Raw genomic sequence first — 23732 nt, 5'->3', positions numbered from 1 at the left:
CAGCGCTGTCAGAAGCTGCCGGAAAAGCGGTAGCGCGAGCCCGGATGCCACAGTGCGGTGGCTGAGGCGACCTGGCCGAACGACCAGGTCCGGCGGTTGAGCACGAGGCACGGCTCGCCGGGCGCCATCGCCAGGCGCGTGGCGTTCTCGCTGTCCGGCATCAGCGCCTCGATGCGGAATTCCACCCGCTCGATCGGCGCGACACGGGTGAGATACTCGTTCGGCGTCAGCTGGGTGAAATCCTGATCGAGATAGTGCGGAAACAGCTCGGGATTGACGAAGCGGTCTTCGAGCTGGATCGGCGTGCCGTTCTCGTAGTGCACCAGCACCGAGTGAAACAGCGATGCGTGCTTGCGCTCGAACAGCCCGTGCACGGTGTCGGCCGGGCGCTCCTTGCGATGCACGACCACCGCGGCGCGGTGGGCGTGGCCGCGCTCGGCGATATCCTGCGACAGGCTGCGGATCTCGACCACGGTGGATTCGTACTTGCGCAGCGCCACGAAAGTGCCGGTGCCCTGCACGCGGTGCAGGATCTGGTCGGCGGTCAGTTCGCGCAGCGCGCGATTGACCGTCATCCGCGACAGGCCGAACTGCTCAGCGAGCTGATGCTCGGACGGGATCATCTCGCCTTCGAGCCAGGCACCGCTCTGGATCTGCTTGAGCACATACTCCTTCACCTGCGCATAGGGCGGCCCTTGAAGGAACGCACGCGCGGGTTTCGGGAGACTCGCCATCAATGGGCTCCGCCCATATAGGCGTCGAGAATCTCGGGATTACCGCGCGCCTCGCTGGCGCTGCCGCTCCACGCCAGCGTGCCGGAATCCAGCACGCAGACCCGGTCGGCGATCGACAACACCCGCGACAGGCTCTGTTCCACCAGGATCAGCGTCAGCCCGGTGCTGCGCAGCTTGTCGAGCGCCTCGTAGCAGATGTCGACGTTCTTCGGCATCAATCCCAGCGACACCTCGTCGATCAGCAGCAGCTTGGGCTCGGCCATCATGGCGCGGCCGATCGACACCATCTGCTGCTCGCCGCCCGACAGGCCGCCGGCACGGTTGTGCAGCCGCTCCTTGAGGCGCGGGAACAGCTCGAGCACATGCTCCATGTTGGCCTTGGTGCGCGCACCGGCGCGGGAATAGCCGCCGACGATCAGGTTCTCGCGCACCGTCATGTCGCTGAACAGGCGGCGGCCTTCCGGCGTGATGGCGATGCCGCGGCCGCAGCGCTGCATCGGGCTCGCGCGGGTGACGTCCTCGTCGGCGAAGGTGATGCTGCCGCCCTTGACCTCGACATGGCCGGCGAGCGCCATCAGCGTCGAGGTCTTGCCGGCGCCGTTGGCGCCGAGGATCGCCAGCGCCTCGCCCTTGGCGACCGAGAAGCTGACACCGTGCACGGCGACGAGGTGGCCGTAGCCACAGACCAGATCCTTGACCTCAAGCATCGACCACCTCCTTGCCGACATAGGCGGCGATCACCGCGGGATCCGACAGCATGTCGCGGGTCGGCCCCTCGCCGATCTTGTGGCCATTGTCGAGCACCACCACCCGCGGGCAGATGCGCGCGACCTGGCCGAGATTGTGCTCGATCAGCACCATGGTGACGCCGCCGGCATTGAGCCGCTGGAAGGTATCGGCGAGGCGCTCGGCCTCGATGTGGTTGAGGCCGGCGAGCGGCTCGTCGAGCAGCAGGATCTTGGGGTCGGTGGCGAGCGCGCGCGCGACCTCGAGCCGCTTCAGCGCGCCGAGCGGCAACGCGTTGGGCGACGACTGCGCATAGGCCTCGATGCCGACCAGCGCGAGCAATTCGCGGGCCCGCGCGGTCTCGGCGGCGCGCGAGTGGCTGGTGAGCGCGCGCAGCACGCTGCCGGTCTTGGCATGGCCGGCGGCGAACACGACATTGTCGAGCACGCTCATGCCGCGGAACGGCTTGACGATCTGGTGGGTCAGCGCGATGCCCTGACGGGCGCGGCGATCGACGCCGAGCGGGGTGACGTCGCGGCCCTGCAGGAAGACGCGGCCTTCGGTCGGCCGCACCACGCCGATCACGGTGCGCAGCAGCGTGGTCTTGCCGGCGCCGTTGGGGCCGATCAGGCCGAGCAGCTCACCCTGGTTGAGCGCGAAGTCGACGCCGCTGAGCGCCGCGATGCCGCCGAACCGGACCGAGATCGCCTCGAGCTTGAGAACAGGAACAGCGCCGGTCATGCCGCACCTCCTCCCTTGCGCCGCAAGCTGTCGACGAGGCCGGCGAGGCCGCCCGGTGCGAACCGCATGGTCAGCACCAGCAGCACGCCATAGATGAAGATCTTGTAGTCGTTGGCGACGCGGACGAACTCGGGCAGCATGGTCAGCACCACGGCAGCCACGATCACACCCCAGACCGAGCCGACGCCACCGACGATCACCATGGCGAGGATGCTGATCGAGATGGTGAAGCCGAACGCGCCGGGGACCAGGAAGCGAGTGAAATAGGCATAGGTCGCGCCCGCGACGGCGGCGAGGAAGGTGCCGACCACGAAGGCGGTGAGCTTGTAGGCGGCGGAATCGACGCCGAGCGTGCGGCTGGTGTCTTCATCGTCGGCAACCGCGGCAAAGCCGAAGCCAAGCCAGCTGCGCTTGATGTAGACCGACAGCAGCACGATGGCGGCGACGATGGCGAGGCTGACCAGCACGAAGCCGACGTCGCCGAGCCCGTGATCGGGAATGTCCGACAGCCCCATCTCGGCACCGAGCCAGTTCTGCTTGCGCACGAAACCGACGAACACGAAGCCTACGCCCATGGTGGTGATCGCGAGGAAGTCGGCGCGCACCCGCAGCGAGGCGAGGCCGACCAGCAGCCCCACCGCGCAGCCGACGAGGCCGGCGAGCGGCAGCACCGCGGCGAACGGCACGCCGTTGCGCGCCAGCACCGCGGCGGCATAGGCGCCGACGCCGAAGAACGCGGCATGGCCCAGCGACACCTGGCCGCACAGGCCGGTGATGATGTTCAGGCTCAGTGCGAGCATGACATTGATCGCCACGATGACGATCAGCGAGACTTCATAAGCGCCAAGCGTCATGCCCTTGCTCCGAACAGGCCCTGCGGGCGGACCATCAGCACCGCGATCAGGAACACGAAGGCGATGGCATCACGATCGAGATAGGCGCCGGAATAGATCGTGCCGTAGGCCTCGATGACGCCGAGCAGCAGCGCCGCGATCAGCGTGCCGCCGATGTTGCCGAGGCCGCCGAGCACGATGATGGCCAGCGACTTGTAGCTCGGCACGCTGCCCATGGTCGGCTCGACCAGGTTGTTGAGCACCGACACCAGCGAACCGGCGGCGGCGGCGAACACCGAGGCGAGGAAGAAGATGCCGTAGCGCACCTTGATGGTGTCGACGCCGAACGAACGCGCCATCGCCGGATCGGTGACGGTGGCGCGCCACGACATGCCGAGCCGGGTTCGGCCCATCAGCAGCGCCAGGAAGGTCAGCAGCACGATGGCGCCGAGCAGCATGGCGAGATCGGCGGCCGCGAGGCTGATCGGCCCGAGCGACACGCGCTCGGTCAACCAGGTGGTGGTGAAGGAGTTGCCGTAGGGCCCGAACAGGATGCGGTAGCCCTCCTCCATCGCGATGAACAACCCGATCGAGGCGATCAGCGCGACGTAGGGAGGCTGCTTGAGCAGCGGCTCATAGAGCAGGCGGTACACCACCATGCCGACGATGCCGACCACCACCATCGACACCAGCGTGCCGAGCACGAGGTTACCGGTGGCGTTGGTGATCAGCACGGTGATGTAGGCGCCGAGCGTGAACAGGCCGGCATGGGCGACATGCAGGACGCGCAGCAACCCGTAGATCAGGGTGAGGCCGACGGCAACGACAGCATACATGCTGCCGTTGACGAGGCCCTGGAGCACCAGTTCGATGTGAAGCATACGCGGTTATCTTCGCTCGCCGCCGACCGGGCAGGCTTATTTTTCGGGCGGGGTGAGGTACTGCAGGTCGTCGATCACGCCATAGCGGTGGAAGTTGCCGTCCTTGACGACCTGCACCTGCACGGCCTTCTTGACCTCGCCGAGGCTGTTGAACGACAGCTTGCCGATCGCGGTGTCGAAGCTGTTGCCGCGGATGGTATCGCGAACCGCCTTGCCGTCCTGCGTACCGGCCTTTTTCAGCGCCTCGATCGCCACCGACATCGCCGTGTAGCCGGAGGCCGCAACCATGTCGACGCGATCCTTGAACTCCTTCTCGTAGTTGTCGATGAAGGCGCGGGTCGCCGGCGACTGCGAGTCGCGGTCGAGCGAGGTGGTGACGATCACGCCCTCGGAGGCCTTGCCGGCGATCTCGATGAAGCGCTGGCTGTCGTAGCCTTCCTGGCCGATGATGTCGGCGGTGACGCCCGCGGCGCGCAGCTGCGCCACGAGGGGGCCGGCATTGAAGAAGTAGCCCGGCGCGTAGATCACATCGGGATTGTCGGCCTTGATCTGGGTCACCAGCGGGCCGAACTGGCGGTCGGGCATGCCGAAGGTGCGCTCGCCGACGATCTCCAGGCCGAACTTCGGCGCCGCTTCCTTGAAGCCGGCGGTCAGCGCCTGGCCGAAGTCGTTGTTGACGGCGACGATCTCGACCTTCTTTTTCTTCAGCGTCTCGCCGACCAGCTTGGCGCCGGCGCGGCCCTGCACCTCACCCATGGTGCCGGTGCGGAACACGAAGTCGCCGGCGCGGGTGATGTCCGGATGGATCGCGTAGGCCGACAGATAGGGCATGCCGGCGCGCTGGAACACAGCGGCGGCGGCGCGGGTCGGGCCGGAATAGCTGCCCGACACGGTGGCCACCACCTTGTCCTGGCCGATCAGCTTGTTGGCCACCGGAATGGCGTTTTCCGGCTTGCCCTCGTCGTCATAGCTGACGAGCTCGATCTTCTTGCCGCCGATGCCGCCGGCCGCATTGGCCTGCTGCACCGCGAGTTCGGCGCCCTGCTTCGCCGACTTGCCGTCCGCCGCGGCGAAGCCGGTGAGCGGAGCATGGAAACCGATCTTGATCGCGTCCTGCGCGTGAGCCGCTGTACCGAGCGACGCCGCAACAATGACCGCACTGACGAGTTGAACCGGACTGCGCACTGAACCCTCCCAGGTTGTATAGACATGCTTAGACTAGCGGGGCCGCCACGGCAGTCAAGCGGCGAATCCTTGAGGCCTCAAACGCCGATCGCCGGCCAGTCGGCGATGAAACCGTTGCGCTTGTAAGGCTCGATCTTCGCCCATTCCGCGAGCACCAGCGCGCGCAGCACCGGATGGTCGGGCCAGGACGCCATTGGAACTCCGAAGCTGTTGACGGTCAAAAGCATTTTCTCGACGGCCGGCCAGTGGCGGTGAAGCGTCATCGGGTAGCGCCGCGCGGTCCAGGCATTGCCGAGGCAGATGACGCTGTGGATCCGGTCGAGCCCGACCTCGGCGTCGAGCACCGGCAGCGACAAAATGACGTTCTCGCCGGTGTTGGTCGCCGCAAGCTCCTCGAGGATCAGTTCGCCCGGCACGCCCGCTTCCACCATCGCCGCCTTGATCACCGCGCATTCCGACAGCGCGCCACCGGGCGTGACACCGCCGCTGACGATCGCCCGGCGGAAGAATCCCGCGCGCCACAGCCGCGCGGCGGAGGCCACGCGCAGCGCCACGCCCTCGCGCGAGCCGAACACGAACAGCAGGTCGGCCGGCTTCAGCGGCGTGACCGCGAGATGCCGCGCATTGATCGTCGCGATCTCGGCGTCGCTCGGCCTGTCGTCGGACGGGATCATCGGCCGATCATGGCGAGACGCCACGGGCCCTGCCAATCACTTCACATTGCGGCCGATGTCACGCGGCGTTACGCCGCCATCGCACGAAAGCTCGCCGATAGCAGCCGCATCGCGGCGCGCGCGGGCGCATCGGCTGCGGTGGTGTACAGCATCACCTCGCGTGACGGCAGGCGCGGCAGGCCGAGCTGCGGCCCGACATCGATGGTGCCCGCCGGCGCCACCCGCCGCGCCAGCGCCGCCACCGCAAGACCCGCAGACACCGCCGCGCCGATGGTGGCGGTGCCGCCGCCGACGAAAACTTCTGTCCAGGAAATGCCGGCATCGTCGAGCGCCTTGACCGCCATGGCGCGCACGCTGCACGGCTCCGCCTGGGTGGCAAGACGCAGCCGCTCGCCCGCCGCGTAGCTGAAGTCCGGCGCCGAGATCCAGCCGAAGCCCTCGGTGAACAGCACCTCGCCCTGGCGGCCGGTGCGGTCATGGCGGAGCACGATCGCCGCATCCAGCCGGCCGTCGTCGAACTCCGCCAGCACCTCGCGCGAGGCGGCGACGCGCAGCTCCACCACCAGCGTCGGGTCGGAGCTGTTCAGCCGCTTCAGCAGGTGCGGCAGCTCGGCGCCGACGATGTGATGGCTGATGCCGACGGTGAGCCGCCGCCGCTCGGTGGTGAAGGCGGTAAGCGCGGATTCATGGGCGGCGACGAGCTGGCGCGCGGCACACAGAAAGGTCTCGCCGTCCGACGACAGGCGCACCAGCCGTGGCGTGCGCTCGATCAGATGGCGGCCGATGCCGCTCTCCAGCCGCTTGATCTTGAGGCTGACCGCGGACTGCGTCGACCCCATCGCTTCTGCCGCGCGGGTGAAGCTCTTCAGCTCCGCCACCAGCACGAATGCCTGAACCGCTTCGAGATCGAGTGCCCTGCCAACCATTACATTTCTCAATGACTGAAATATCCAATCATATCGTTTTTAAATGCCGGGTGGAAGGCTACCTTCAGCATGGCCAGCAACAAGGAACCTGCCATGCCGCTCACCCGCGTCTTCCTGCGCCGGGGCAAGCCTGCCGCCTATCGCGCGGCCCTGCTCGACAGCCTCCATCGCGCCTTGCGCGAGGCCTTCGGGTACCCCGAAGATGATCGCTTCATGGTCCTGACCGAGCACGACGCCACCGACTTTTCCTACGGTGGCTATCTCGGCATCGATCGCAGCGACGACCTCGTCATCATCCAGATCACCGTCAGCAACACCCGCACCGTGGCGCAGAAGCAGGCGCTGTACCGCCGCATCGCCGAGCGGCTGACCGACAGCCCCGGGCTGCGCCCCGAAGACATCTTCATCAGCCTCGTCGAGGTGCTGCCGGAGAACTGGTCGTTCGGGCACGGCCTCGCGCAATACGTCCGGGATTGACCGCCATGACCATTGCCCTGCATCAGCCGCTGCTGTCTCCGCGCAGCAGCCGCATCGCCCCGGCGCCCGTCGCGGTGCTGCGCCGCCGGATCGCCGCTCTGCGGGCCACAGGCCGCACCGTCATCGACATGTCGTCGGGCGAGCTCGACTTCGCCACGCCCGACCGTGTCATCGCGGCCGCCCATGCCGCCGCACTGCGCGGCGAGACCCACTACACCAGCACTGACGGCTCGCCCGAGATGAAGGATGCGGTGCGTGCAGCCCTCGCGCGCGACCATGGCCTCGCTTTCACCCGCGAGGAGATCGCGGTCTGCAACGGCTCGATCCAGGCGCTGTACAACGCGCTGCTCGCCACCCTCGCGCCCGGCGACGAGGTCATCGTGCCGGCGCCCTACTGGGCGCCCTATCTCGACCAGGTGCGCCTCGCCGACGGCGTGCCGGTGACGGTGGCGTGCCCGCAGAACAACGGCTTCCGGCTACGGCCCGAGGACCTTGCCGCCGCGATCACCCCGCGCACCCGCTGGCTGATCCTCAACAATCCGGTCAATCCGACCGGCGCCGTCTATTCCGAGAGCGACCTCGCCGCGCTCGCCGCCCTGCTGCAGGACCATCCGCGGATTTCGATCCTCGCCGACGGTCTCTACGAGCACATTGTCTACGGCGGCCGCCGCGCACCCACTTTCGCCGCCGTCGCGCCGCAGCTGCGCGACCGCATCCTCACCGTCAGTGGCGTTGCCAAGGCCTATGCCATGACAGGCTGGCGCATCGGCTACGCCGCCGGCCCGGCCACGCTGATCGCTGAGATCGCCAAGATCCAGTCGCTGACGACATCATGCGCCTCCTCGATCAGCCAGGCAGCGGCGATCGCCGCGCTGACGGGGCCGCAGGACCTGCTGCGCGCGCGGGTCGCGGAGCTCGAAGGGCGGCGCGACGCGGTCATTGCATTGATCAACCGGTGCGAAGGGCTGTCCTGTACCGCGCCCGAAGGCGCGCTCTACCTCTTCGCCTCCTGCGCCGACCTGATCGGCCGCACCACGCCGGACGGGATGCGGCTTGCCACCGACCGTGATGTCGCCGTCTACCTGCTCGACGCCGCCGGCGTCGCCGTGCATCCGGGCAGCGACAACGGCCTGTCGCCCTATATTCGCATGAGCTTCGGCTATGCTCTGCCGGTTCTCGCCGCCGCCGGCGCGCAGATCGGTCGCGCCTGCACACAGCTCCGCTGAGGAGGTCGCGATGTCAAAGCGCATGTCATCTCGACAGATCGACGCCGGCGCCGATCTCGCCGCCTGCGTGATGGGCCTCGTCGCCGGCGCAGCCCTGGTGCTCGGCCTCACCGGCGCCGTGCTGCACGTCGCGCGCCTGCTCGGCTTCTAGATCCAGCCGCGGCAGAACACGCCGCGCTCTCATGATCACGTCCGTTTCCGGCGAGCGACCTGGCGCTCGCCGGCTTTACGGTCGCGCCCCTCTGCCCAACCTGGAATGTCAACCGATGCCCCTCTCTCCATCCATCAAGAACGCGCTCGCCCTCGCCGCCATCTGCCTCGCCTCGCTGATGTTCGGCCTGGAAATCTCCAGCGTGCCAACAATCCTGCCGACCCTCGAGCAGGTGCTGCACGGCAGCTTCCGCGACATGCAATGGATCATGAACGCCTACACCATCGCCTGCACCACGGTGCTGATGCCGACCGGCGCGCTCGCGGACCGTTTCGGGCGGCGCCGCCTGCTGGTCGTCACCGTGGTGGCGTTCGGCATCACCTCGCTGCTGTGCGGCTTCGCCCCGAGTGCAGGAGCGCTGATCGCCAGCCGCTTCCTGCAGGGCCTGAGCGGCGGCGCGATGCTGATCTGCCAGATCGCCATCCTGTCGCATCAATTCCGGGAGCCTGCCGCGCGCGGCCGGGCGTTCGGCCTGTGGGGCATCGTGTTCGGCATCGGACTCGGCTTCGGCCCGATCATCGGCGGCCTGATCGTCGCGCTGTCCGGCTGGCCATGGGTGTTCCTGATCCATGCGGTCGTCGCCGTGGTGACGCTGGTGCTGATCGCCGCAGGCGTCGAGGAGTCCCGTGACCCGAACGCGGGCCGCATAGATCTTCCCGGCATCGCCACGCTATCGATCGCGGTGTTCGGGCTGACCTTCTACATCACGCAGGGCCCCGATCTCGGCTTTGCCAGCGTCGCCGGCGTCGCGATCCTTGCGGCTGCAGCCGTCAGCCTCGTCGCCTTCGTGCTGATCGAGCGGGCAAGCCTTCATCCGATGTTCGATGCCTCGGTGTTCCGCATCCGCAGCTTCTCCGGCGCGCTGCTCGGCTCGATGGGTATGAACTTCAGCTTCTGGCCGTTCATGATCTATCTGCCGATCTATTTCCAGAGCGGCCTCGGCTATGACGCGGTGACCGCGGGGCTGTCGCTGCTCGCCTATACGTTGCCGACGCTGGTGTTCCCGCCGCTCGGCGAACGGCTGGCGCTGCGCTACCGGCCTGGCGTCGTCATTCCCGCCGGCCTCATCACCATCGGCGCCGGCTTCCTGCTGATGCGATTCGGTAGTGCGGCCGCGCAGGCCAGCTGGCTGACCATGCTGCCGGGCGCGCTGCTCGCCGGCATTGGCCTTGGCATTACCAACACCCCGGTGACCAACACCACCACCGGATCGGTGTCGCCCGAACGCGCCGGGATGGCGTCCGGCCTCGACATGAGCGCGCGACTGATTTCGCTGGCGATCAACATCGCGGTGATGGGCTTCCTGCTCGAACGCGGCATCCTCGCGACATTGCGCGACGCCCTGCCCGATGGCGCGGCTGGCCTGCCGCTGCACGACCTTGCCGGACGCATCGCCGCCGGGCACGTCGCCGACCTGCCCGGTGCTTCCGCCGATCTCGTCCACGCCGCCCTGGTGAGCGGCTTCGGCACGGTGCTGCTCTATGGCGGGCTCGGCGTCTGGACCCTCGCGGCGGCGAGCTACCTCACCTTCCGCCCGGCGGCGCAGCGCGCCACCTGCAGCGCCTGACCGCGCGCGCCAACAAAAAAAGGCCGTCGCCCGAGGCGACGGCCTTTGGTTGTCCGGCGCCGTGGTGCGGCCTCAGTGCTCCTCGCCGCGCAGGTAGCCGTGGGTGCGCGAGTCAGCCATCACCACCGCGGACAGGAACGCGATCGCGCACATCGCGGTGACGTACCAGTAGAAGTAGGTCTCGACGCCTGCGTTCTTGAACCACAGCGCGACGTACTCCGCCGAGCCGCCGAAGATGGCGTTGGCGATGGCGTAGGCAAGGCCGACGCCGAGGGCGCGCACTTCGGTCGGGAACATCTCGGCTTTCACGAGGCCGCTGATCGAGGTGTAGAACGACACGATCGCCAGCGCCGCGATGATCAGGCCATAAGCTGCATAGGGACTGCTGACGCCGCCGATGGCATACATCAGCGGCACGGTGAAGACCGTCGCCAGGCCGCCGAACAGCAGCATCGCGGTCTTGCGGCCGAACTTGTCGGCGAAGGCGCCAAACGGCGGCTGCAGGATCATGTAGGTGAACAGCACCGCGGTCATGACGAGGTTGGCCGTGCGGTCGTTCATGTGGGCGGTGTTGACCAGGTATTTCTGCATGTAGGTGGTGAAAGTGTAGAAGATCAGCGAGCCGCCGGCGGTGTAGCCGAGCACGATCAGGAAGGCGCGGCTGTGCTTGCCGAACAGCTCGCTGAGCGAACCCGCCTCCTTGCGCGCCCGCGTCTCGGCCGACGAGGTCTCGTGTAGCGCGCGCCGCAACAGGAACGCCACCACTGCGCAGGCGGCGCCGATGAAGAACGGGATACGCCAACCCCAGGCGCGCAGCTCGACGTCGGTCATCGACTGCTGCACGAGCAGGATCACCAGCGACGCCAGCAGCTGGCCTCCGATCAGCGTGACGTACTGGAACGAGGCGAAGAAGCCGCGCCGCCCCGGCAGCGCCACCTCACTCATATAGGTCGCGCTGGTGCCATACTCGCCGCCGACCGACAGGCCCTGCATCAAGCGAGCCAGCAGCAGCAGCACCGGTGCGAGGCCGCCGATGCTGTGGTAGGTCGGCATCACCGCGATGGCGAGCGAGCCGGCGCACATCATCAGCACCGAGATCATCATCGAGGTCTTGCGGCCGAACTTGTCGGCGATGAAGCCGAACAGGTAGCCGCCGATCGGCCGCATCAGGAAGCCGACAGCGAACACCGCTGCGGCATACAGCAATTGTGTGGTCTGGTCGTCCTTGGGGAAGAACGACGGCGCGAAGTACAGCGCGGTGAACGCGTAGGCGTAGAAGTCGTACCATTCCACCAGGTTGCCGGAGGAGGAGCCGAAGATCGCAAAGATACGTCGGCGGCGGTCGGCGCTGTCCCCGATGGCAGGCGTCGCGGTTGCGGTCATCAATCATTCTCCTCATGACTCGGACAGCCGGCATACTGGGTTTAGCGCCCGGAAGCGAGTCGCCCTGCACCGGGTTCCCGTCGGCACTAAGTCGAGGAGCCGTCCACGGCCGCTATCCGCCCCGTCGGGGCGAATGTCGAACCGCTGCGCTAGGCGCCCGCCTTCCGCGCTGCAGCAAGCCCCGCCAGCACCGCGTCCGCGGCATCGACATGGCGCGAGCGCACCCCGATCATGGCCAGTGCCCGGGCGTAGATCCGCGCCAGCGCGGCGCCGCCGATCAGCGGAATCTCGTCATGCCCGAGGTCGGCGCGCTGGCCGCCGACCTCGCTGCCAACCAGCAGCCCGGACAGGAAGCCCGCGCACCATGCCGGCGGCCGGTCCGACAGCAGCGAGGCGGCGCGCACCTTGAACAGGCGGCTCATCAACTGCTCCGGCGCGGTCAACCCGATGGCGAGCCCTTCATCGAGGCCCTGCTCGCGCGCCACAGGATCGTCTGCACCATTCAGCGAATGCCGCAGCACCGAGTGCAGCTGCAACAGTTCGAACAGCTCGCCCGTCATCGCCGAGGTGAAACGCGCGACACGCCGCCCGTCGAGCCGCGCCCATTTGCAGTGGGTGCCGGGCATGCAGACGAGCCCCGAAAAGCCCGGCTGCAGCGCGGCAAGGCCGAGCAGTTGGGTCTCCTCGCCACGCATCACATCCTCATGACCTATCCCGGTCTGGCACAAGCCGGGCAGGATGCGGGCACGAAGACGCGTGGCGCCGGGATCGGGATGCACGGCCTTCGCCGCGAGGTCGTCGAGATCGGCCGGCGTCGGCAGGTACGGCGCTTCCATCCAGCCCTGCCGCGCACCTGCCATGCCGCAGACGATGACGTCGATCGCCGGGCCATCGGGCGCGACACGATCGGCGAGCACCGCCGCCAGCGCCGCCGGATAGCCATCACGGGTCAGGCGGCCCATGCCCCGATCCGAGGCGCCGGAGAACAGCACCGCGCCCGCGGGATCGAGCCCCCACAGACGCAGGTTCGAGGTGCCCCAGTCGACCGCTATCCAGGCAGGTTCGGCCGCCACCCCCGTCTCCGTCTGTCGTCGCGCTGTCATCAGCAAGCACCTGCAGGATTGGCACGGCGCTGATTGATATTTCAAGTGCACAATTGCTCGACGGCGCCTGACTGCGCTGCGTCGGCGCTGGAAAGTTTCATTTTTTACCGTCATCCTGCATTGTGATTTGAAGCCATTGCAAAGCAACGGAGGCATCTCGCGGAGCCGTCGCGGTCCGAACGCGGTTGCAACTGTGCTGCGGACGGACAATGTGGCAGCGGAGCTTGAACCCTTGGTAACGCCCCGCGACTAAGCTGATGACTGACGATCGGGCATCACCCCGGCACTGGATGGATAGCAGGGACCTCATATGACAGCGTTCGGTTCGAAGATGCTCTGGCACGTGATGACGGCGGCCTGTGTCACGGCGGGTCTGCTCGCGGCGTCGCCGAGCCATGCCCAGTCCGGCCCGTTCGCCGGGATGAGCGGCAGCTGGTCGGGCACCGGCACGGTGCAGATCGCCGATGGCGCCAGCGAACGCATCCGCTGCCGCGCCACCTACACGGTCGGCTCCGACGGCAACACCCTGCAGCAGGTGCTGCGCTGTGCCAGCGACAGCTATCGCTTTGACCTGTCGAGCGACGTCACCAACCGCAGCGGCAGCCTGACCGGCACCTGGAGCGAAGCCAGCCGCGGCATCAATGGCGGCGTCGAAGGCCGCGCCAGCGACGGCCAGTTCAACGCGCTGGTCACTGCCAACGGCTTCGCCGCCGAGCTGCGCGTGACCGCTCGCGGCAACAGGCAGACCATCGCCATCAATTCCCAGAACACCCAGTTCAGGGGCGTGCAGATCACGCTGGCGCGCTGACGCCGCCGCCGGATCGACCGAGCCGGATAGCACAACGGCGGCCCTCGGGCCGCCGTTTCGCTTTTCGGATAGCGGACAGCAGGGCGCCTCAGGTCTTCGCCGGCCCCAGCACCGCGGCGCGCACCTTGTGCCCCAGACTGATCAGGAACATCGCGGTCGGCCGCAGGATGAACAGGTCGGCGATCAGCGCCGCGATCATCGAGAAGGCGCTGAGCCAGCCGAACAGCCGCAGCGACGGCAGGTCGGAGAACACCATCACCACGAGGCCGCAGGCCAGCACCACCGTGGTCAGGATCAGCGCCGGGCCGACCAGCACGGTGGCGCGCTCGACCGCGACCGCGGGGTCTGACCCCGGCGCGCTTTCCAGCCGCAGGCGGTTGAGGAAGTGGATGGTGGCGGACAACCCGAGGCCGAACGACACCGTCAGCGCCACCACGCTCGCGAACTGCAGCCCCTCACCGAAGGCCCACAGCACGGTGCCCGACATCACCACCGGGAAGATGCCGGGCAGGATGCTGGAGAACATCACCACCACCGAGCGGAACGCGAGGCCGATGAACACCGCGACGAACGCGAACTCGATGGTGAGGCCGGAATTGAGCTTCTCGATCATGCTGGCGCTGTTGCGCGCCGCAATCGCCGACAGGCCGGTGACCGCAATCTCGAAGCCGGGATGCTTGGCGCGCACCGCATCCATCGCCTTGTCGAGATTCTCCACCACCGGCAGGATCTGGCTGGAGTCCTTGTCGGGCACCCGTGCCGACACCACCACCGCATCCTGCTCCGCCGAGAGGAAGCGGTGCTTGAGGTGGTCGGGGATGACGTCGACATACTCCTTGAGTGTCGCCACATCATGGGAGCCGGCCTTCTCGGCGAGCCAGCGGCGCAGCGTCTCCAGTGACCAGACGTTACCGACCCCAGCCTGCTTCTCCACCAGCGCATGGACGTCGGCGATGGTCTGCAGCGTGTCCGGAGCGTAGAGCGAGGCCCCCTTGGGGAATTCGATCAGCACGTCGATCGGGTTGGCGCCGGTCAGCTTGGCATCGAGCCGGCCCGAGGCAGCGACCGCCTGCTGCTTGTCCGGTACCTGGTCGGCGAGGCGATAGCGCGGCTCGAGCTGGGAGTAGATCAGCGCCAGCCCGCCGACCACGACCACGGCGATCAGGCTGAACAGGCCGGGGCGACTGACCATGCGCACCGCGATCCAGGCGCAGAAGTTGCGCAACGCGGTGACGCCGGCGTCCGCGGACTTGAACTTGGCGGCGAATTTCTGCTCGCCACGGACCAGCAGCACGCCGAACACCGGCACGAACGACAGCACCGCGAGCAGCGCGATGATGGTGGCGGCAAGGCCCGCCTCGCCGAATGCGCGGATCAGGTCGGAGTTGGAGAACTGCAGCGCCAGGAACGAGATGCCGGCGGTGGCGTGGGTCAGCACGCAGGCCGGCCCGACCACCCGCACCGCATTGGCGAACGCGGTGCGCTTGTCCTCGCCGGCGATCAGGCGGTCGCGGGCGGCGAAGGTCAGCTGCATGGAGTCGGAGAAGCTGATCACCATGATCAGCGGCGTCATCACGTTGAGGAACATGTTGAGGCTGAAGCCGGCCCAGCCGAGGCCGCCCAGCGCCAGCAGGATGGCGAGCAGCGGCGGGAACGCTGCGATGACCATGAACGAGATCTTGCGGAAGAACGCGATGGCGATCAGGCAGCCGGCGAGGATGCCGGCGGCATTGTAGATCAGGCCGTCGCGCTCCACCGCGTTACGGATCTCGAGCTGCATCACGGGCACGCCAGACAGCTGCACCGACAACCCGGTGTCGCCGAGGTCCTCCTGCATGAGCTTGCGGATATCGCCGACGGTGGCGCCCAGCCCCTTGCTGGAGACCACCGAGGGCTCGACCGCCAGCACGATCAGCGCCAGCGTGCCGTCATCCGACAGCAGCTTGCCGCGGATGATCTCGTTCGATTTCACCGTCGCGATGAACTTGTCGTAGTCGGCGCCCTCGGGCAGCTTCTGAGGGAACAGCGCCGCCGGGAACTGGCCCGGCGCCGGTGCCTGGCGCGCCGAGAACAGCGAGATGATGCCGCGGGTGCCGTCGACCAGCTGCAGGTCGGTGACGAGGTCGCGCAGCTTCTCGAGGTTCTGCCGCTCCAGCAGGGTCTTGCCTTCGACCACCACGAGCACGTCGAACTCGGTGGAGGGGAAGCGCTTGGTCACCGCCTCGTACTGCTTGTACTCGCGGGTCTCGGAGCGGAACAACTGGCTCAGCGAATCATCGATCTTGATGCGCTGCAGGCCGAAAAAGGCACCGATGCACAGCGCCACCAGGATGATGCAGGACAGGATCGGCGCCCGCATCGGCAACAGGCCGATTCGCTCGATCCCGAACGCAATGCTGAGGGCGCGACGGGCGGCCGTTTCTTCCGCACCGACGTTGATCTGTTTCGGGTCAAGCATGCGAAATCCGTGTCCGTACCGACGAATAACCGATGATCGGGTCTAGCAAACTTTGATGAAAATAGGGACAACCATCATGACCCTCCGGGCATTGGGTTGCCCGCTGTTGTAACGCCGCCTCGCATGACGGGACGGCGCGCGCCCACGCCCGCCCTGGGTGGGGCGGCCGGACGCAGCTTGGCTCTGAAAACGGCGTTTTTGGGCAGGACCCTGGCCAGGGCGGCCAGGGTCGCGACGAAGTGACCGGGCCGCCGGCCGGTCGGGCAGGACGGCCGCCGGTTGTCAGCTCAGCGCGTCGGCGATCGCCTTGCCGCAGGTCACGGTATCGGCGCCGCCGCCGAGGTCGCGGGTGCGCAGCTTGTCTTCCTTGAGTACCGCCTCGATGGCCGCGACCACCGCCTTGCCGGCCTCCGGCTCGCCGAGATGGTCGAGCATCATCGCCGCCGACCAGATCTGGCCGACCGGATTGGCGATGCCCTGGCCGGCGATATCCGGCGCCGAGCCGTGCACCGGCTCGAACAGCGAGGGAAACTTGCGCTCGGGATTGATGTTGCCCGACGGCGCGATGCCGATGGTGCCGGTGCAGGCCGGCCCGAGGTCGGACAGGATGTCGCCGAACAGGTTGGAGGCCACCACCACGTCGAAGCGATCCGGGTTCATGACGAAATGCGCGGTCAGGATATCGATGTGATACTTGTCCCAGCGCACGTCGGGATACGCCCTGGCCATCTCCTCCACCCGCTCGTCCCAGTACGGCATCGAGATCGAGATGCCGTTGGACTTGGTCGCCGAGGTCAGGTGCTTCTTGTCGCGCTTTTGGGCGAGGTCGAAGGCGAACTTCAGGATGCGGTCGACGCCGGTGCGGGTCATGATGGTCTCCTGCACCACGAACTCGCGCTCGGTGCCGGGAAACGCCCGGCCGCCGATCGCCGAATACTCGCCCTCGGTGTTCTCGCGCACCACGAAGAAGTCGATGTCGCCGGGCTTGCGGCCGGCGAGCGGCGAGCGCACCCCCGGCATCAGCCGCACCGGGCGCAGGTTGACGTACTGGTCGAACTCGCGCCGGAACAGGATCAGCGACCCCCACAGCGAAATGTGATCCGGAATCTTTTCCGGCCAGCCGACAGCGCCGAAGAAGATCGCGTCATGGCCGCCGATCTGGGCCTTCCAGTCGTCCGGCATCATCTGGCCGTGCCTGGCGTAGTAGTCGTAGGACGAGAAGTCGAAGGTATCGAGCTCGAGCTCGAACTTGTGCTTCGCCGCCGCCGCCTCCAGCACCCGCAGCCCCTCCGGCACCGTCTCCTTGCCGATGCCATCGCCGGCAATCACGGCGATCCTGTATTTGCGGTTGCTGCCGGTGCTGGCCATCTCACTGATCCTCTCGAAGCTGCAGGGCGCGCGCGATGTGACGCGCTGGTGATCCGATTCTAGCATTCACGCCCGATATCGGTAGGCATGATTGCGCATGTGAGAATCACAGGGATCACCCGCACGCACAGGACGCACCCCACATAGCGGGTCACCCATGTTAGCGCACGCCGCCTTGTCGGCTCATCGCTGATATATTAATTTTTGTGTCCGTGCCCCGTCGCGCCGCGATGGAGGGACCAAACAATCAAATCACCGCCACCCAAGGCGGACCTGAGGGAGGGACCACCGGATGCCTCGTCTGACCACCGGCCGTAACAGCTTCGGACTCACCCGCCGCACGGTGCTGCAGGGCGGCATCGCCGCCGGCGCGCTGGGGCTGACCGGCCTGCCCGCGCTCGGCGATCCGCAATGGAAGAAATACGCCGGCACCATGCTGGAGACCAACCTGATCAAGGGCCCGCGCGGCGAGCTGCTGCAGCGCCATGAGAAGGAGTTCACCGAGCTCACCGGCATCAAGGTGTCGTCCGAGCTGATCCCCGAGCAACAGCAGCGCCAGAAGGCGGTGATCGAGCTGACCTCCGGCAAGCCGAACTTCGACGTCGTGCACCTCAGCTACCACGTGCAGAAGCGCCAGTTCGACAAGGCCGGCTGGCTCGCCGACTTCTCCGGCTTCATCAAGGATCCCAACCTGACGACGGCGGACCTCAAGCCCAGCGACTTCTCCGCCGCCGGGCTGACCTACGCCACCACCGACAAGGGCCAGTTGCGCTCGCTGCCGTGGTCGGTCGACTACTTCATGCTGTATTACAACAAGGAAATCTTCGCGAAGAAGAACGTCCCCTATCCCGAGACCATCGACGACATGATCCGGGCGGCGGAGCTTCTCAACGATCCCAAGGAAGGCATTTCCGGCTTCGTCGGCCGCGGCCTGCGCAACGCCAACCTGCCGATGTGGGCCAGCATCTATCTCGGCTACGGCCTCGACTTCATCGACGACAAGGGCAACCTGCTCACCGACAGCCCCGAGGCGATCGAGGCCACCAAGCAGTATCAATATCTCCTCACCAAGGCCGGCCCGCCCGGCATCGCCGGCTTCAACTGGATGGAATCCCAGGCCGCCTTCATCCAGGGCCGCGCCGCGATGTGGCTCGACGGCATCGGCTGGGCGCCGCCGCTGGAAGACCCGACGCGCTCGCGTGTGGTCGGCAAGGTCGGCTACGGTGTCATGCCCAAAGGCCCCAAGATCCGCGCCTCCGCCACCTATGGCGACGGCATCGGCGTCGCAGAGGCCAGCAAGAACAAGGAGGCCGGCTATCTCTACAGCCAGTGGGCGGTGTCCAAGCTGATGGGCGGGCGCCTCTTGCAGATCGGCGGCGGCGTGCCCTTCCGCAACTCGGTGATCGACGATCCGGACACCCGCAAGGGCGTCAAGATGCCGAGCGAGTGGCTCGACTGCGTCATCGGTTCGGCCAAGATCAGCAAGCTCGGCCTGCCGGTGATCGTGCCCGTCGCCGAATTCCGCGACGTCATCGGCGCCGCGCTGACCGCCACCCTCTCCGGCGCCGACCCGGCCACCGAGATGAAGAAGGCGACCGAGCAGTTCAAGCCGATCCTGGAGCGTAGCGAGAAGGGGTGAGAGCGATCGGCGCAACGCAAACATAGCAGCATGCTGCTGCTCACGTTGTCGCACCGATGCCCCTCCATGTCGTCATGGCCGGGCAGCGCGATCCGTCTTCGACGGATCGCCAGGACTAAGGTCTCCCGGCCATCCACGTCTTCCTGCTGATCGGCTGTTAAGACGTGGATGCCCGGCACAAGGCCGGGCATGACGGAGCAAAAACAATGCATCCCGAACGTTGCCGGGATGACCGAACACCCAACGTTCGCTCGGAAGGTTCTGCTGCAATGGTTGACGCGAACGTCAAGTCCACTCCGCTCTTGACCGGCGCAGCCGCGGACCGCGGCCCGGCCCCATCCGCCGGCACGACGCAATGGCGGCCGCCGACCTACTGGCCGTTCGTCGTGCCCGCCATCCTCGTGGTCGGCGGCGTCATCATCTTCCCCTGGGTGTTCACCGTCTGGATGAGCCTGCAGGGCTGGAAGGTCGGCGAGGCGCCGCGCTTCGTCGGGCTGTCGAACTACACCCGCCTCCTGACCGACGCGCGCTTCATCGATGCCACGGTGCACACCCTCGTCTATACCGTGCTCGCGGTGATCCTGCCGCTGGTGCTCGGCGTGGTCGCGGCGCTGATCTTCCACAGCAAGTTTCCCGCGCGCGGCCTGCTGCGCGGCGTGTTCGTGATGCCGATGATGGCGACCCCGGTCGCCATCGCGCTGGTGTGGACCATGATGTTCCACCCGCAGCTCGGCGTCATGAACTACCTGCTGTCGCTGGTCGGCATCCCGCCGCAGCTGTGGATCTTCCACCCCGCCACCGTGATCCCGTCGCTGGTGCTGGTCGAGACCTGGCAGTGGACGCCGCTGGTGATGCTGATCCTGCTCGGCGGCCTCGCCGCGATCCCGACCGAGCCCTATGAGAGCGCGCTGATGGACGGCGCCAGCCAGTGGCAGATGTTCCGCTACATCACCCTGCCGCTGCTCGCCCCGTTCATGCTGGTCGCCGCCATCATCCGCACCATCGATGCGGTGAAGAGCTTTGACATCATCTTCGCGATGACCCAGGGCGGCCCCGGCACCGCGTCGGAGACCATCAACCTCTACCTCTACTCCGTGGCGTTCGTGTACTACGACGTCGGCTACGGCTCGGCGATCGCGCTGGTGTTCTTCCTCCTGGTGGTGGCGCTGTCGGTACTGCTGCTGTATCTGCGCCGCCGCACCCAGTGGATGGAAGTGGGAGCAGGCGCATGATCCGAACCATCCTGCAGCGCATCGGGCTCGTCTTCGCCGCCGTCGTGCTGGTATCGCCGGCGATCCTGTTCTTCATCTGGATGCTGTCGCTGTCGCTGAAATACGAGGTCGACAACTCGGCCTACCCGCCGATCCTGATCCCGACCACCGTCACCTTCGACAATTATGTCCAGGTGATGCAGTCCAACCGCTTCGTGCAGTATTTCTTCAACAGCCTGATCGTCACGGGATCGGCGACGCTGCTCGGGCTCATCGTCGGCGTTCCCGCGGGTTACGGCATCGCCCGCATGAAGGCGATGAAGTCGGCGTTCGTGGTGCTGATCGCACGCATGACGCCCGGCCTGTCCTACCTGATCCCGCTGTTCCTGCTGTTCCAGTGGCTGGGCCTGATGGGCACGCTGCTGCCGCAGATCCTGATCCATCTCGTCATCACCGTGCCGATCGTGATTTACATCATGATCAACTACTTCGACACCACGCCGATGGAGCTGGAGGAAGCCGCGATCATCGACGGCGCCAGCCGCTGGCAGGTGTTTCGCCATGTCGCGCTGCCGATCGCCAAACCAGGCATCGCGGTGTCATTCATCCTGGCCGTGATCTTCTCCTGGAACAACTTCGCCTTCGGCATCGTGCTCGCCGGCCGCGAGACCCGCACGCTGCCGGTCGCGGTCTACAACATGATCTCGTTCGATCAGCTGAGCTGGGGCCCGCTCGCCGCCGCGGCGCTGGTCGTCACCCTGCCGGTGCTGCTGCTGACACTGGTGGCGCAGCGCCAGATCGTCGCCGGCCTCACCGCCGGCGCGGTGAAGGGCGGGTAGAGGACGATGGCTTGGCGTGTGTTCTATGCAATTCGCCCCCTTCTGGGAGTCCAACTCAAAGGAAACCAAGAAGCAGGGCGCTTCCTCCTGAACTCGTCATGGCCGGGCTTGTCCCGGCCATCCACGTCTTGCTGGTAGCCAGTCCGTAAAGACGTGGATGCCCGGCACAGGGCCGGGCATGACGGGGAGAAACTGACAATCTCCGTACGCCAACCACGGTTTGGAAATACGCAACACGAGACATTCCATGATGGACGCAACCGCCTTCCACGGCATTCACGGCATCGTCTACGCGCTGTTCGACGCCGGCGAGAAGCTCGACCGCGTGGCGATGCGGCGACAGGTGGAATGCTGCCTCGCCTCCGGCGTGCACGGCATGGCCGCGCTCGGCCTTGCCACCGAGGTGTCAAAGCTGACCTTCGACGAGCGCGTCGCAGTGATGGAGTGGACGGCCGAGGATGTCGCAGGGCGCGTGCCGCTCGGCTTCACTATTTTTGGCGGCTCGGTTGCCGAGCAGATCGCGCAGGTGCGCGCGGCCGAGCAGAACCGCGCCGACTGGGTGATCCTGCAGCCGCCGATGGTCGGCAGCTTCGGTGCCGGCGAATACATCTCCTTCTTCGGCCGTATCGCCGAAGCGACGCGCCTGCCGGTCGGCATCCAGAACGCGCCGGCCTATATGGGCCGCGGCCTCACCGCCGACGAGATCGCCGAACTGGTGACGCGCTATCCCAACATCCGCCTGCTCAAGGGCGAGGGCCCGGCCACCGACATCCGCGGCGTCATCGAACGCACGCAAGGACGCGTGCCGGTGTTCAACGGCCGCGGCGGCCTCGAACTGATCGACAACCTGCGGGCCGGCTGCGCCGGCCTCATCCTCGCGCCCGATGTCATCGACCATGCGGTGCGCGCCTATGATGCCTTCCGCGCCGGCGACGAGGCGGAGGCCGAGCGCATCTACCAGACCATCCTGCCGGCCATCGTGTTCGTGATGCAGTCGGTGGAGAGCCTGATCTGCTACGGCAAGCGGCTGTTCGCCGCCCGCGCCGGCCTCACCGTCCACGACCGCGGCCCGGCGCTGCGGCCGACCGCGTTCGGACTGGAACTGGTAGAGCGGTTTGCGCGCGAGCTCGGGCCACTCGGCCGCTGAGCGGCTTGCGCCGGGAGACGCTTCAAGGCAAAAATAGAAACTATTGAAGCTCATCGTTTCGGATCACCCATGTCCAAACTCCCCGACCTGGAAGGCCTCGCGATTTTCGCCAAAGTCGTGGAGATGCGCTCCTTTGTCGGCGCCGCCAGCGAGCTCGGGCTGTCCAAGGCCACGGTGTCCAAGGCGATCAGCCGGGTCGAGGCGCGGCTGGGGACGCGGCTGTTCAACCGCACCTCGCGCCGCTTCGCGCTGACCGATGCCGGCAAGATGCTGGCGGAGCGCGCGGCGCAGCTCCTGGCCGATGGCGAGGCCATCGAGAACGACGCGCTGGCGCAGTCGGCAACGCCGCGCGGCCGCATCCGTCTCGCGGTGCCGATGTCGTTCGGGGTGCGCCATGTCGGCGCGCTGCTGCCGGACTTCCTCGCGATGTATCCGGAGGTGTCGGTCGACCTGCATCTCAGCGACGCGCCGGTCGATCTCGTCGGCGAAGGCTTCGACGCGGCGCTGCGCATCGCGGTGATGCCGGATTCGTCGCTGGTGGCGCGGCGTCTGTGCGCGATCGCTCGCTATGTGCTGGCGGCGCCGAGCTATCTCGAACGCCACGGCCGGCCGCGCCATCCGCTCGACCTCGCGACGCATCAATGTCTCGGCTATGCGTATCTGTCGACCGCCGACACCTGGCACTTCTCCAACAGTGCGGGCGAGCATGCCAGCGTGCGACCGAATGGTCCCCTGCGGGTCAACAACAGCGATGCCTTGATGCCGGCGCTGCTCGCGGGCCTCGGCATCGCCGAGCTGCCGGAGTTCATCGCCGCCGACGCGCTCGCCGAGCGGCGGCTGGAGATCATCCTGGAGGACTGGCAGATCCCGCAGGCAGCGCTGCATTTCGTCACGCCGTCGGCGGGGCCGCGGCCAGCGCGCATCGACGCGCTGGCCGAGTTTCTCGCCAGGCGGCTGTCGAAGCCGTCCTGGGTGACCTGTCAGGAGAAGAAGGCCGAGCTCAAGCGCGTACGCGCCCGATGAACTTGCCGAACGCCTCGAGCTGCTGCGCGACGATCTTGCGGGTCGGCTCGTCGGTCAGCTCCAGCTGCTCGTTGAACTTGGTGTGCGCCGAGCCGACGAAAATTTCCGGCGTATTGAAGGTGAAGGCGTTGAGGAACACCAGGATCGAGCGCAGGTGATACTGCATGCGCGCGCCGCCGAGCGGACCGCCGGTCGCCGACTGGATCGCCACCGGCTTGTCCTTGAACGGCTGGTGCTCGAGGCGCGACACCCAGTCGATGGCGTTCTTCAGCGCGCCGGGCACCGAGTAGTTGTATTCGGGAGTGATGATGATGACGCCGTCGGCGGCGCGCAGCGCGTCACCGAACGCCTTCACCGCCTCGGGGAAGCCGGAGCCGTTCTGGATATCGGCGTTGTACAGCGGGAAGCTGTCATAGGCGGGCGCCTCGGTCAGCGTCATGCCGGCCGGCGCCAGCGCCGGGAGCGCCCGCTGCAGGGCCGAGTTGAACGAGCCCTTGCGCAGGCTGCCGCTGATGGTGACCACGTTGATCGTCATGTCCCAGAACCTCGGATGTCAGGAGAACCGTTTGAAG

Annotated in this window: 23 protein-coding genes; 10 read left to right on the top strand and 13 right to left on the bottom strand. The window is 67.0% G+C overall.

The window, feature by feature from the left end; genetic code table 11:
• Positions 1–8 precede the first annotated feature (8 nt).
• From hutC to AB4Z37_RS10040, 8 genes are all read right to left on the bottom strand, one after another.
• The gene (hutC, locus tag AB4Z37_RS10075; protein WP_441516587.1) at positions 9–734 is read right to left on the bottom strand and encodes a histidine utilization repressor; all 726 of its coding nucleotides are present in this window, start codon (positions 732–734) and stop codon (positions 9–11) included.
• Entirely contained in the window at positions 734–1441 is a 708-nt protein-coding gene (locus tag AB4Z37_RS10070) for an ABC transporter ATP-binding protein (protein WP_441516586.1), read from the bottom strand. Before AB4Z37_RS10070 ends, hutC begins: the two co-directional genes overlap by 1 nt.
• Positions 1434–2201 carry an ABC transporter ATP-binding protein gene (locus tag AB4Z37_RS10065; protein ID WP_441516585.1) on the bottom strand — a complete coding sequence of 256 codons (768 nt, stop codon included), beginning with the start codon at positions 2199–2201 and terminating at the stop codon, positions 1434–1436. The genes AB4Z37_RS10070 and AB4Z37_RS10065 overlap by 8 nt, the downstream gene beginning before the upstream one ends.
• Positions 2198–3055: a branched-chain amino acid ABC transporter permease gene (locus AB4Z37_RS10060; RefSeq protein WP_441516584.1), complete on the bottom strand. Its 858-nt coding sequence runs from the start codon at positions 3053–3055 to the stop codon at positions 2198–2200. The genes AB4Z37_RS10065 and AB4Z37_RS10060 overlap by 4 nt, the downstream gene beginning before the upstream one ends.
• Positions 3052–3915 (bottom strand): branched-chain amino acid ABC transporter permease, encoded by an 864-nt coding sequence (locus AB4Z37_RS10055; RefSeq protein WP_441516583.1) that lies wholly within the window; start codon positions 3913–3915, stop codon positions 3052–3054. The genes AB4Z37_RS10060 and AB4Z37_RS10055 overlap by 4 nt, the downstream gene beginning before the upstream one ends.
• A gap of 36 nt (positions 3916–3951) precedes the next feature.
• On the bottom strand, positions 3952–5100 hold the full coding sequence (locus tag AB4Z37_RS10050; protein ID WP_441516582.1) for an ABC transporter substrate-binding protein: 1149 nt from the start codon (positions 5098–5100) through the stop codon (positions 3952–3954).
• Between the two features lie 77 nt (positions 5101–5177).
• Positions 5178–5774 (bottom strand): YdcF family protein, encoded by a 597-nt coding sequence (locus tag AB4Z37_RS10045; protein WP_441516581.1) that lies wholly within the window; start codon positions 5772–5774, stop codon positions 5178–5180.
• A 68-nt stretch (positions 5775–5842) separates the two neighbouring features.
• Positions 5843–6700: a LysR substrate-binding domain-containing protein gene (locus AB4Z37_RS10040; RefSeq protein ID WP_441516580.1), complete on the bottom strand. Its 858-nt coding sequence runs from the start codon at positions 6698–6700 to the stop codon at positions 5843–5845.
• Positions 6701–6793: 93 nt separating this feature from the next.
• Here AB4Z37_RS10040 and AB4Z37_RS10035 point away from each other — a divergent pair, with 93 nt between their 5' ends.
• The 4 genes from AB4Z37_RS10035 to AB4Z37_RS10020 all read left to right on the top strand — a co-directional run bounded on the left by AB4Z37_RS10035 (position 6794) and on the right by AB4Z37_RS10020 (position 10181).
• Positions 6794–7177, top strand: a complete 384-nt coding sequence (locus AB4Z37_RS10035; protein ID WP_441516579.1) for a tautomerase family protein — start codon at positions 6794–6796, stop codon at positions 7175–7177.
• Positions 7178–7182: 5 nt separating this feature from the next.
• Entirely contained in the window at positions 7183–8403 is a 1221-nt protein-coding gene (locus tag AB4Z37_RS10030; RefSeq protein ID WP_441516578.1) for an aminotransferase class I/II-fold pyridoxal phosphate-dependent enzyme, read from the top strand.
• 10 nt (positions 8404–8413) lie between these two features.
• The gene (locus AB4Z37_RS10025) at positions 8414–8554 is read left to right on the top strand and encodes a hypothetical protein (protein ID WP_441516577.1); all 141 of its coding nucleotides are present in this window, start codon (positions 8414–8416) and stop codon (positions 8552–8554) included.
• 115 nt (positions 8555–8669) lie between these two features.
• Positions 8670–10181, top strand: coding sequence for an MFS transporter (locus tag AB4Z37_RS10020; protein ID WP_441516576.1), 1512 nt, complete (start codon positions 8670–8672; stop codon positions 10179–10181).
• A gap of 72 nt (positions 10182–10253) precedes the next feature.
• Here the strand turns inward: AB4Z37_RS10020 and AB4Z37_RS10015 are convergent, their stop codons facing one another.
• Entirely contained in the window at positions 10254–11564 is a 1311-nt protein-coding gene (locus AB4Z37_RS10015; RefSeq protein ID WP_441516575.1) for an MFS family transporter, read from the bottom strand.
• Positions 11565–11713: 149 nt separating this feature from the next.
• Positions 11714–12637: a 2-dehydro-3-deoxygalactonokinase gene (locus AB4Z37_RS10010; protein WP_441516574.1), complete on the bottom strand. Its 924-nt coding sequence runs from the start codon at positions 12635–12637 to the stop codon at positions 11714–11716.
• 340 nt (positions 12638–12977) lie between these two features.
• On the opposite strand from AB4Z37_RS10010, the gene AB4Z37_RS10005 reads away from it, so the two are divergent.
• Positions 12978–13475, top strand: coding sequence for a hypothetical protein (locus AB4Z37_RS10005; RefSeq protein ID WP_441516573.1), 498 nt, complete (start codon positions 12978–12980; stop codon positions 13473–13475).
• Positions 13476–13563: 88 nt separating this feature from the next.
• Here the strand turns inward: AB4Z37_RS10005 and AB4Z37_RS10000 are convergent, their stop codons facing one another.
• Together AB4Z37_RS10000 and AB4Z37_RS09995 are read right to left on the bottom strand one after the other, a co-directional pair.
• Positions 13564–15933: an efflux RND transporter permease subunit gene (locus AB4Z37_RS10000; RefSeq protein ID WP_441516572.1), complete on the bottom strand. Its 2370-nt coding sequence runs from the start codon at positions 15931–15933 to the stop codon at positions 13564–13566.
• A gap of 282 nt (positions 15934–16215) precedes the next feature.
• Positions 16216–17301: a tartrate dehydrogenase gene (locus tag AB4Z37_RS09995; protein WP_441516571.1), complete on the bottom strand. Its 1086-nt coding sequence runs from the start codon at positions 17299–17301 to the stop codon at positions 16216–16218.
• Between the two features lie 292 nt (positions 17302–17593).
• Here AB4Z37_RS09995 and AB4Z37_RS09990 point away from each other — a divergent pair, with 292 nt between their 5' ends.
• The 5 genes from AB4Z37_RS09990 to AB4Z37_RS09970 all read left to right on the top strand — a co-directional run bounded on the left by AB4Z37_RS09990 (position 17594) and on the right by AB4Z37_RS09970 (position 23160).
• Complete coding sequence (locus tag AB4Z37_RS09990) at positions 17594–18940, top strand: ABC transporter substrate-binding protein (RefSeq protein WP_441516570.1); 1347 nt, start codon at positions 17594–17596, stop codon at positions 18938–18940.
• Between the two features lie 269 nt (positions 18941–19209).
• On the top strand, positions 19210–20172 hold the full coding sequence (locus AB4Z37_RS09985; protein WP_441516569.1) for a carbohydrate ABC transporter permease: 963 nt from the start codon (positions 19210–19212) through the stop codon (positions 20170–20172).
• A complete protein-coding gene (locus AB4Z37_RS09980) occupies positions 20169–20990 on the top strand; it encodes a carbohydrate ABC transporter permease (protein WP_441516568.1) in 822 nt (273 codons plus the stop codon). Before AB4Z37_RS09985 ends, AB4Z37_RS09980 begins: the two co-directional genes overlap by 4 nt.
• A 247-nt stretch (positions 20991–21237) precedes the next feature.
• Positions 21238–22137, top strand: a complete 900-nt coding sequence (locus AB4Z37_RS09975; protein WP_441516567.1) for a dihydrodipicolinate synthase family protein — start codon at positions 21238–21240, stop codon at positions 22135–22137.
• 69 nt (positions 22138–22206) lie between these two features.
• Complete coding sequence (locus AB4Z37_RS09970; protein ID WP_441516566.1) at positions 22207–23160, top strand: LysR family transcriptional regulator; 954 nt, start codon at positions 22207–22209, stop codon at positions 23158–23160.
• On the opposite strand, the gene AB4Z37_RS09965 is transcribed toward AB4Z37_RS09970, so the two are convergent.
• Positions 23138–23695 (bottom strand): NADPH-dependent FMN reductase, encoded by a 558-nt coding sequence (locus AB4Z37_RS09965; protein ID WP_441516565.1) that lies wholly within the window; start codon positions 23693–23695, stop codon positions 23138–23140. The two genes, AB4Z37_RS09970 and AB4Z37_RS09965, sit on opposite strands and share 23 nt — an antisense overlap.
• Positions 23696–23732 lie beyond the last annotated feature (37 nt).

The organism is Bradyrhizobium sp. 2TAF24, from assembly GCF_052115025.1.
In the GTDB taxonomy this organism is placed as follows: domain Bacteria; phylum Pseudomonadota; class Alphaproteobacteria; order Rhizobiales; family Xanthobacteraceae; genus Bradyrhizobium_A.
This window is presented reverse-complemented; position numbering and strand designations above follow the sequence as displayed.

What these genes read in the sequence shown, in the direction of transcription:
- AB4Z37_RS10040 (WP_441516580.1), bottom strand. Translation starts at nt 6,700, where the DNA reads ATGGTTGGCAGGGCACTCGATCTCGAAGCGGTTCAGGCATTCGTGCTG.
- AB4Z37_RS10035 (WP_441516579.1), top strand. Translation starts at nt 6,794, where the DNA reads ATGCCGCTCACCCGCGTCTTCCTGCGCCGGGGCAAGCCTGCCGCCTAT.
- AB4Z37_RS09970 (WP_441516566.1), top strand. Translation starts at nt 22,207, where the DNA reads ATGTCCAAACTCCCCGACCTGGAAGGCCTCGCGATTTTCGCCAAAGTC.
- AB4Z37_RS10030 (WP_441516578.1), top strand. Translation starts at nt 7,183, where the DNA reads ATGACCATTGCCCTGCATCAGCCGCTGCTGTCTCCGCGCAGCAGCCGC.
- AB4Z37_RS09995 (WP_441516571.1), bottom strand. Translation starts at nt 17,301, where the DNA reads ATGGCCAGCACCGGCAGCAACCGCAAATACAGGATCGCCGTGATTGCC.
- AB4Z37_RS09965 (WP_441516565.1), bottom strand. Translation starts at nt 23,695, where the DNA reads ATGACGATCAACGTGGTCACCATCAGCGGCAGCCTGCGCAAGGGCTCG.
- AB4Z37_RS10065 (WP_441516585.1), bottom strand. Translation starts at nt 2,201, where the DNA reads ATGACCGGCGCTGTTCCTGTTCTCAAGCTCGAGGCGATCTCGGTCCGG.
- AB4Z37_RS09990 (WP_441516570.1), top strand. Translation starts at nt 17,594, where the DNA reads ATGCCTCGTCTGACCACCGGCCGTAACAGCTTCGGACTCACCCGCCGC.
- AB4Z37_RS10020 (WP_441516576.1), top strand. Translation starts at nt 8,670, where the DNA reads ATGCCCCTCTCTCCATCCATCAAGAACGCGCTCGCCCTCGCCGCCATC.
- AB4Z37_RS10055 (WP_441516583.1), bottom strand. Translation starts at nt 3,915, where the DNA reads ATGCTTCACATCGAACTGGTGCTCCAGGGCCTCGTCAACGGCAGCATG.
- AB4Z37_RS10060 (WP_441516584.1), bottom strand. Translation starts at nt 3,055, where the DNA reads ATGACGCTTGGCGCTTATGAAGTCTCGCTGATCGTCATCGTGGCGATC.
- AB4Z37_RS10025 (WP_441516577.1), top strand. Translation starts at nt 8,414, where the DNA reads ATGTCAAAGCGCATGTCATCTCGACAGATCGACGCCGGCGCCGATCTC.
- AB4Z37_RS10005 (WP_441516573.1), top strand. Translation starts at nt 12,978, where the DNA reads ATGACAGCGTTCGGTTCGAAGATGCTCTGGCACGTGATGACGGCGGCC.
- hutC (WP_441516587.1), bottom strand. Translation starts at nt 734, where the DNA reads ATGGCGAGTCTCCCGAAACCCGCGCGTGCGTTCCTTCAAGGGCCGCCC.
- AB4Z37_RS10045 (WP_441516581.1), bottom strand. Translation starts at nt 5,774, where the DNA reads ATGATCCCGTCCGACGACAGGCCGAGCGACGCCGAGATCGCGACGATC.
- AB4Z37_RS09975 (WP_441516567.1), top strand. Translation starts at nt 21,238, where the DNA reads ATGATGGACGCAACCGCCTTCCACGGCATTCACGGCATCGTCTACGCG.
- AB4Z37_RS10070 (WP_441516586.1), bottom strand. Translation starts at nt 1,441, where the DNA reads ATGCTTGAGGTCAAGGATCTGGTCTGTGGCTACGGCCACCTCGTCGCC.
- AB4Z37_RS09980 (WP_441516568.1), top strand. Translation starts at nt 20,169, where the DNA reads ATGATCCGAACCATCCTGCAGCGCATCGGGCTCGTCTTCGCCGCCGTC.
- AB4Z37_RS10015 (WP_441516575.1), bottom strand. Translation starts at nt 11,564, where the DNA reads ATGACCGCAACCGCGACGCCTGCCATCGGGGACAGCGCCGACCGCCGC.
- AB4Z37_RS10000 (WP_441516572.1), bottom strand. Translation starts at nt 15,933, where the DNA reads ATGCTTGACCCGAAACAGATCAACGTCGGTGCGGAAGAAACGGCCGCC.
- AB4Z37_RS09985 (WP_441516569.1), top strand. Translation starts at nt 19,210, where the DNA reads ATGGTTGACGCGAACGTCAAGTCCACTCCGCTCTTGACCGGCGCAGCC.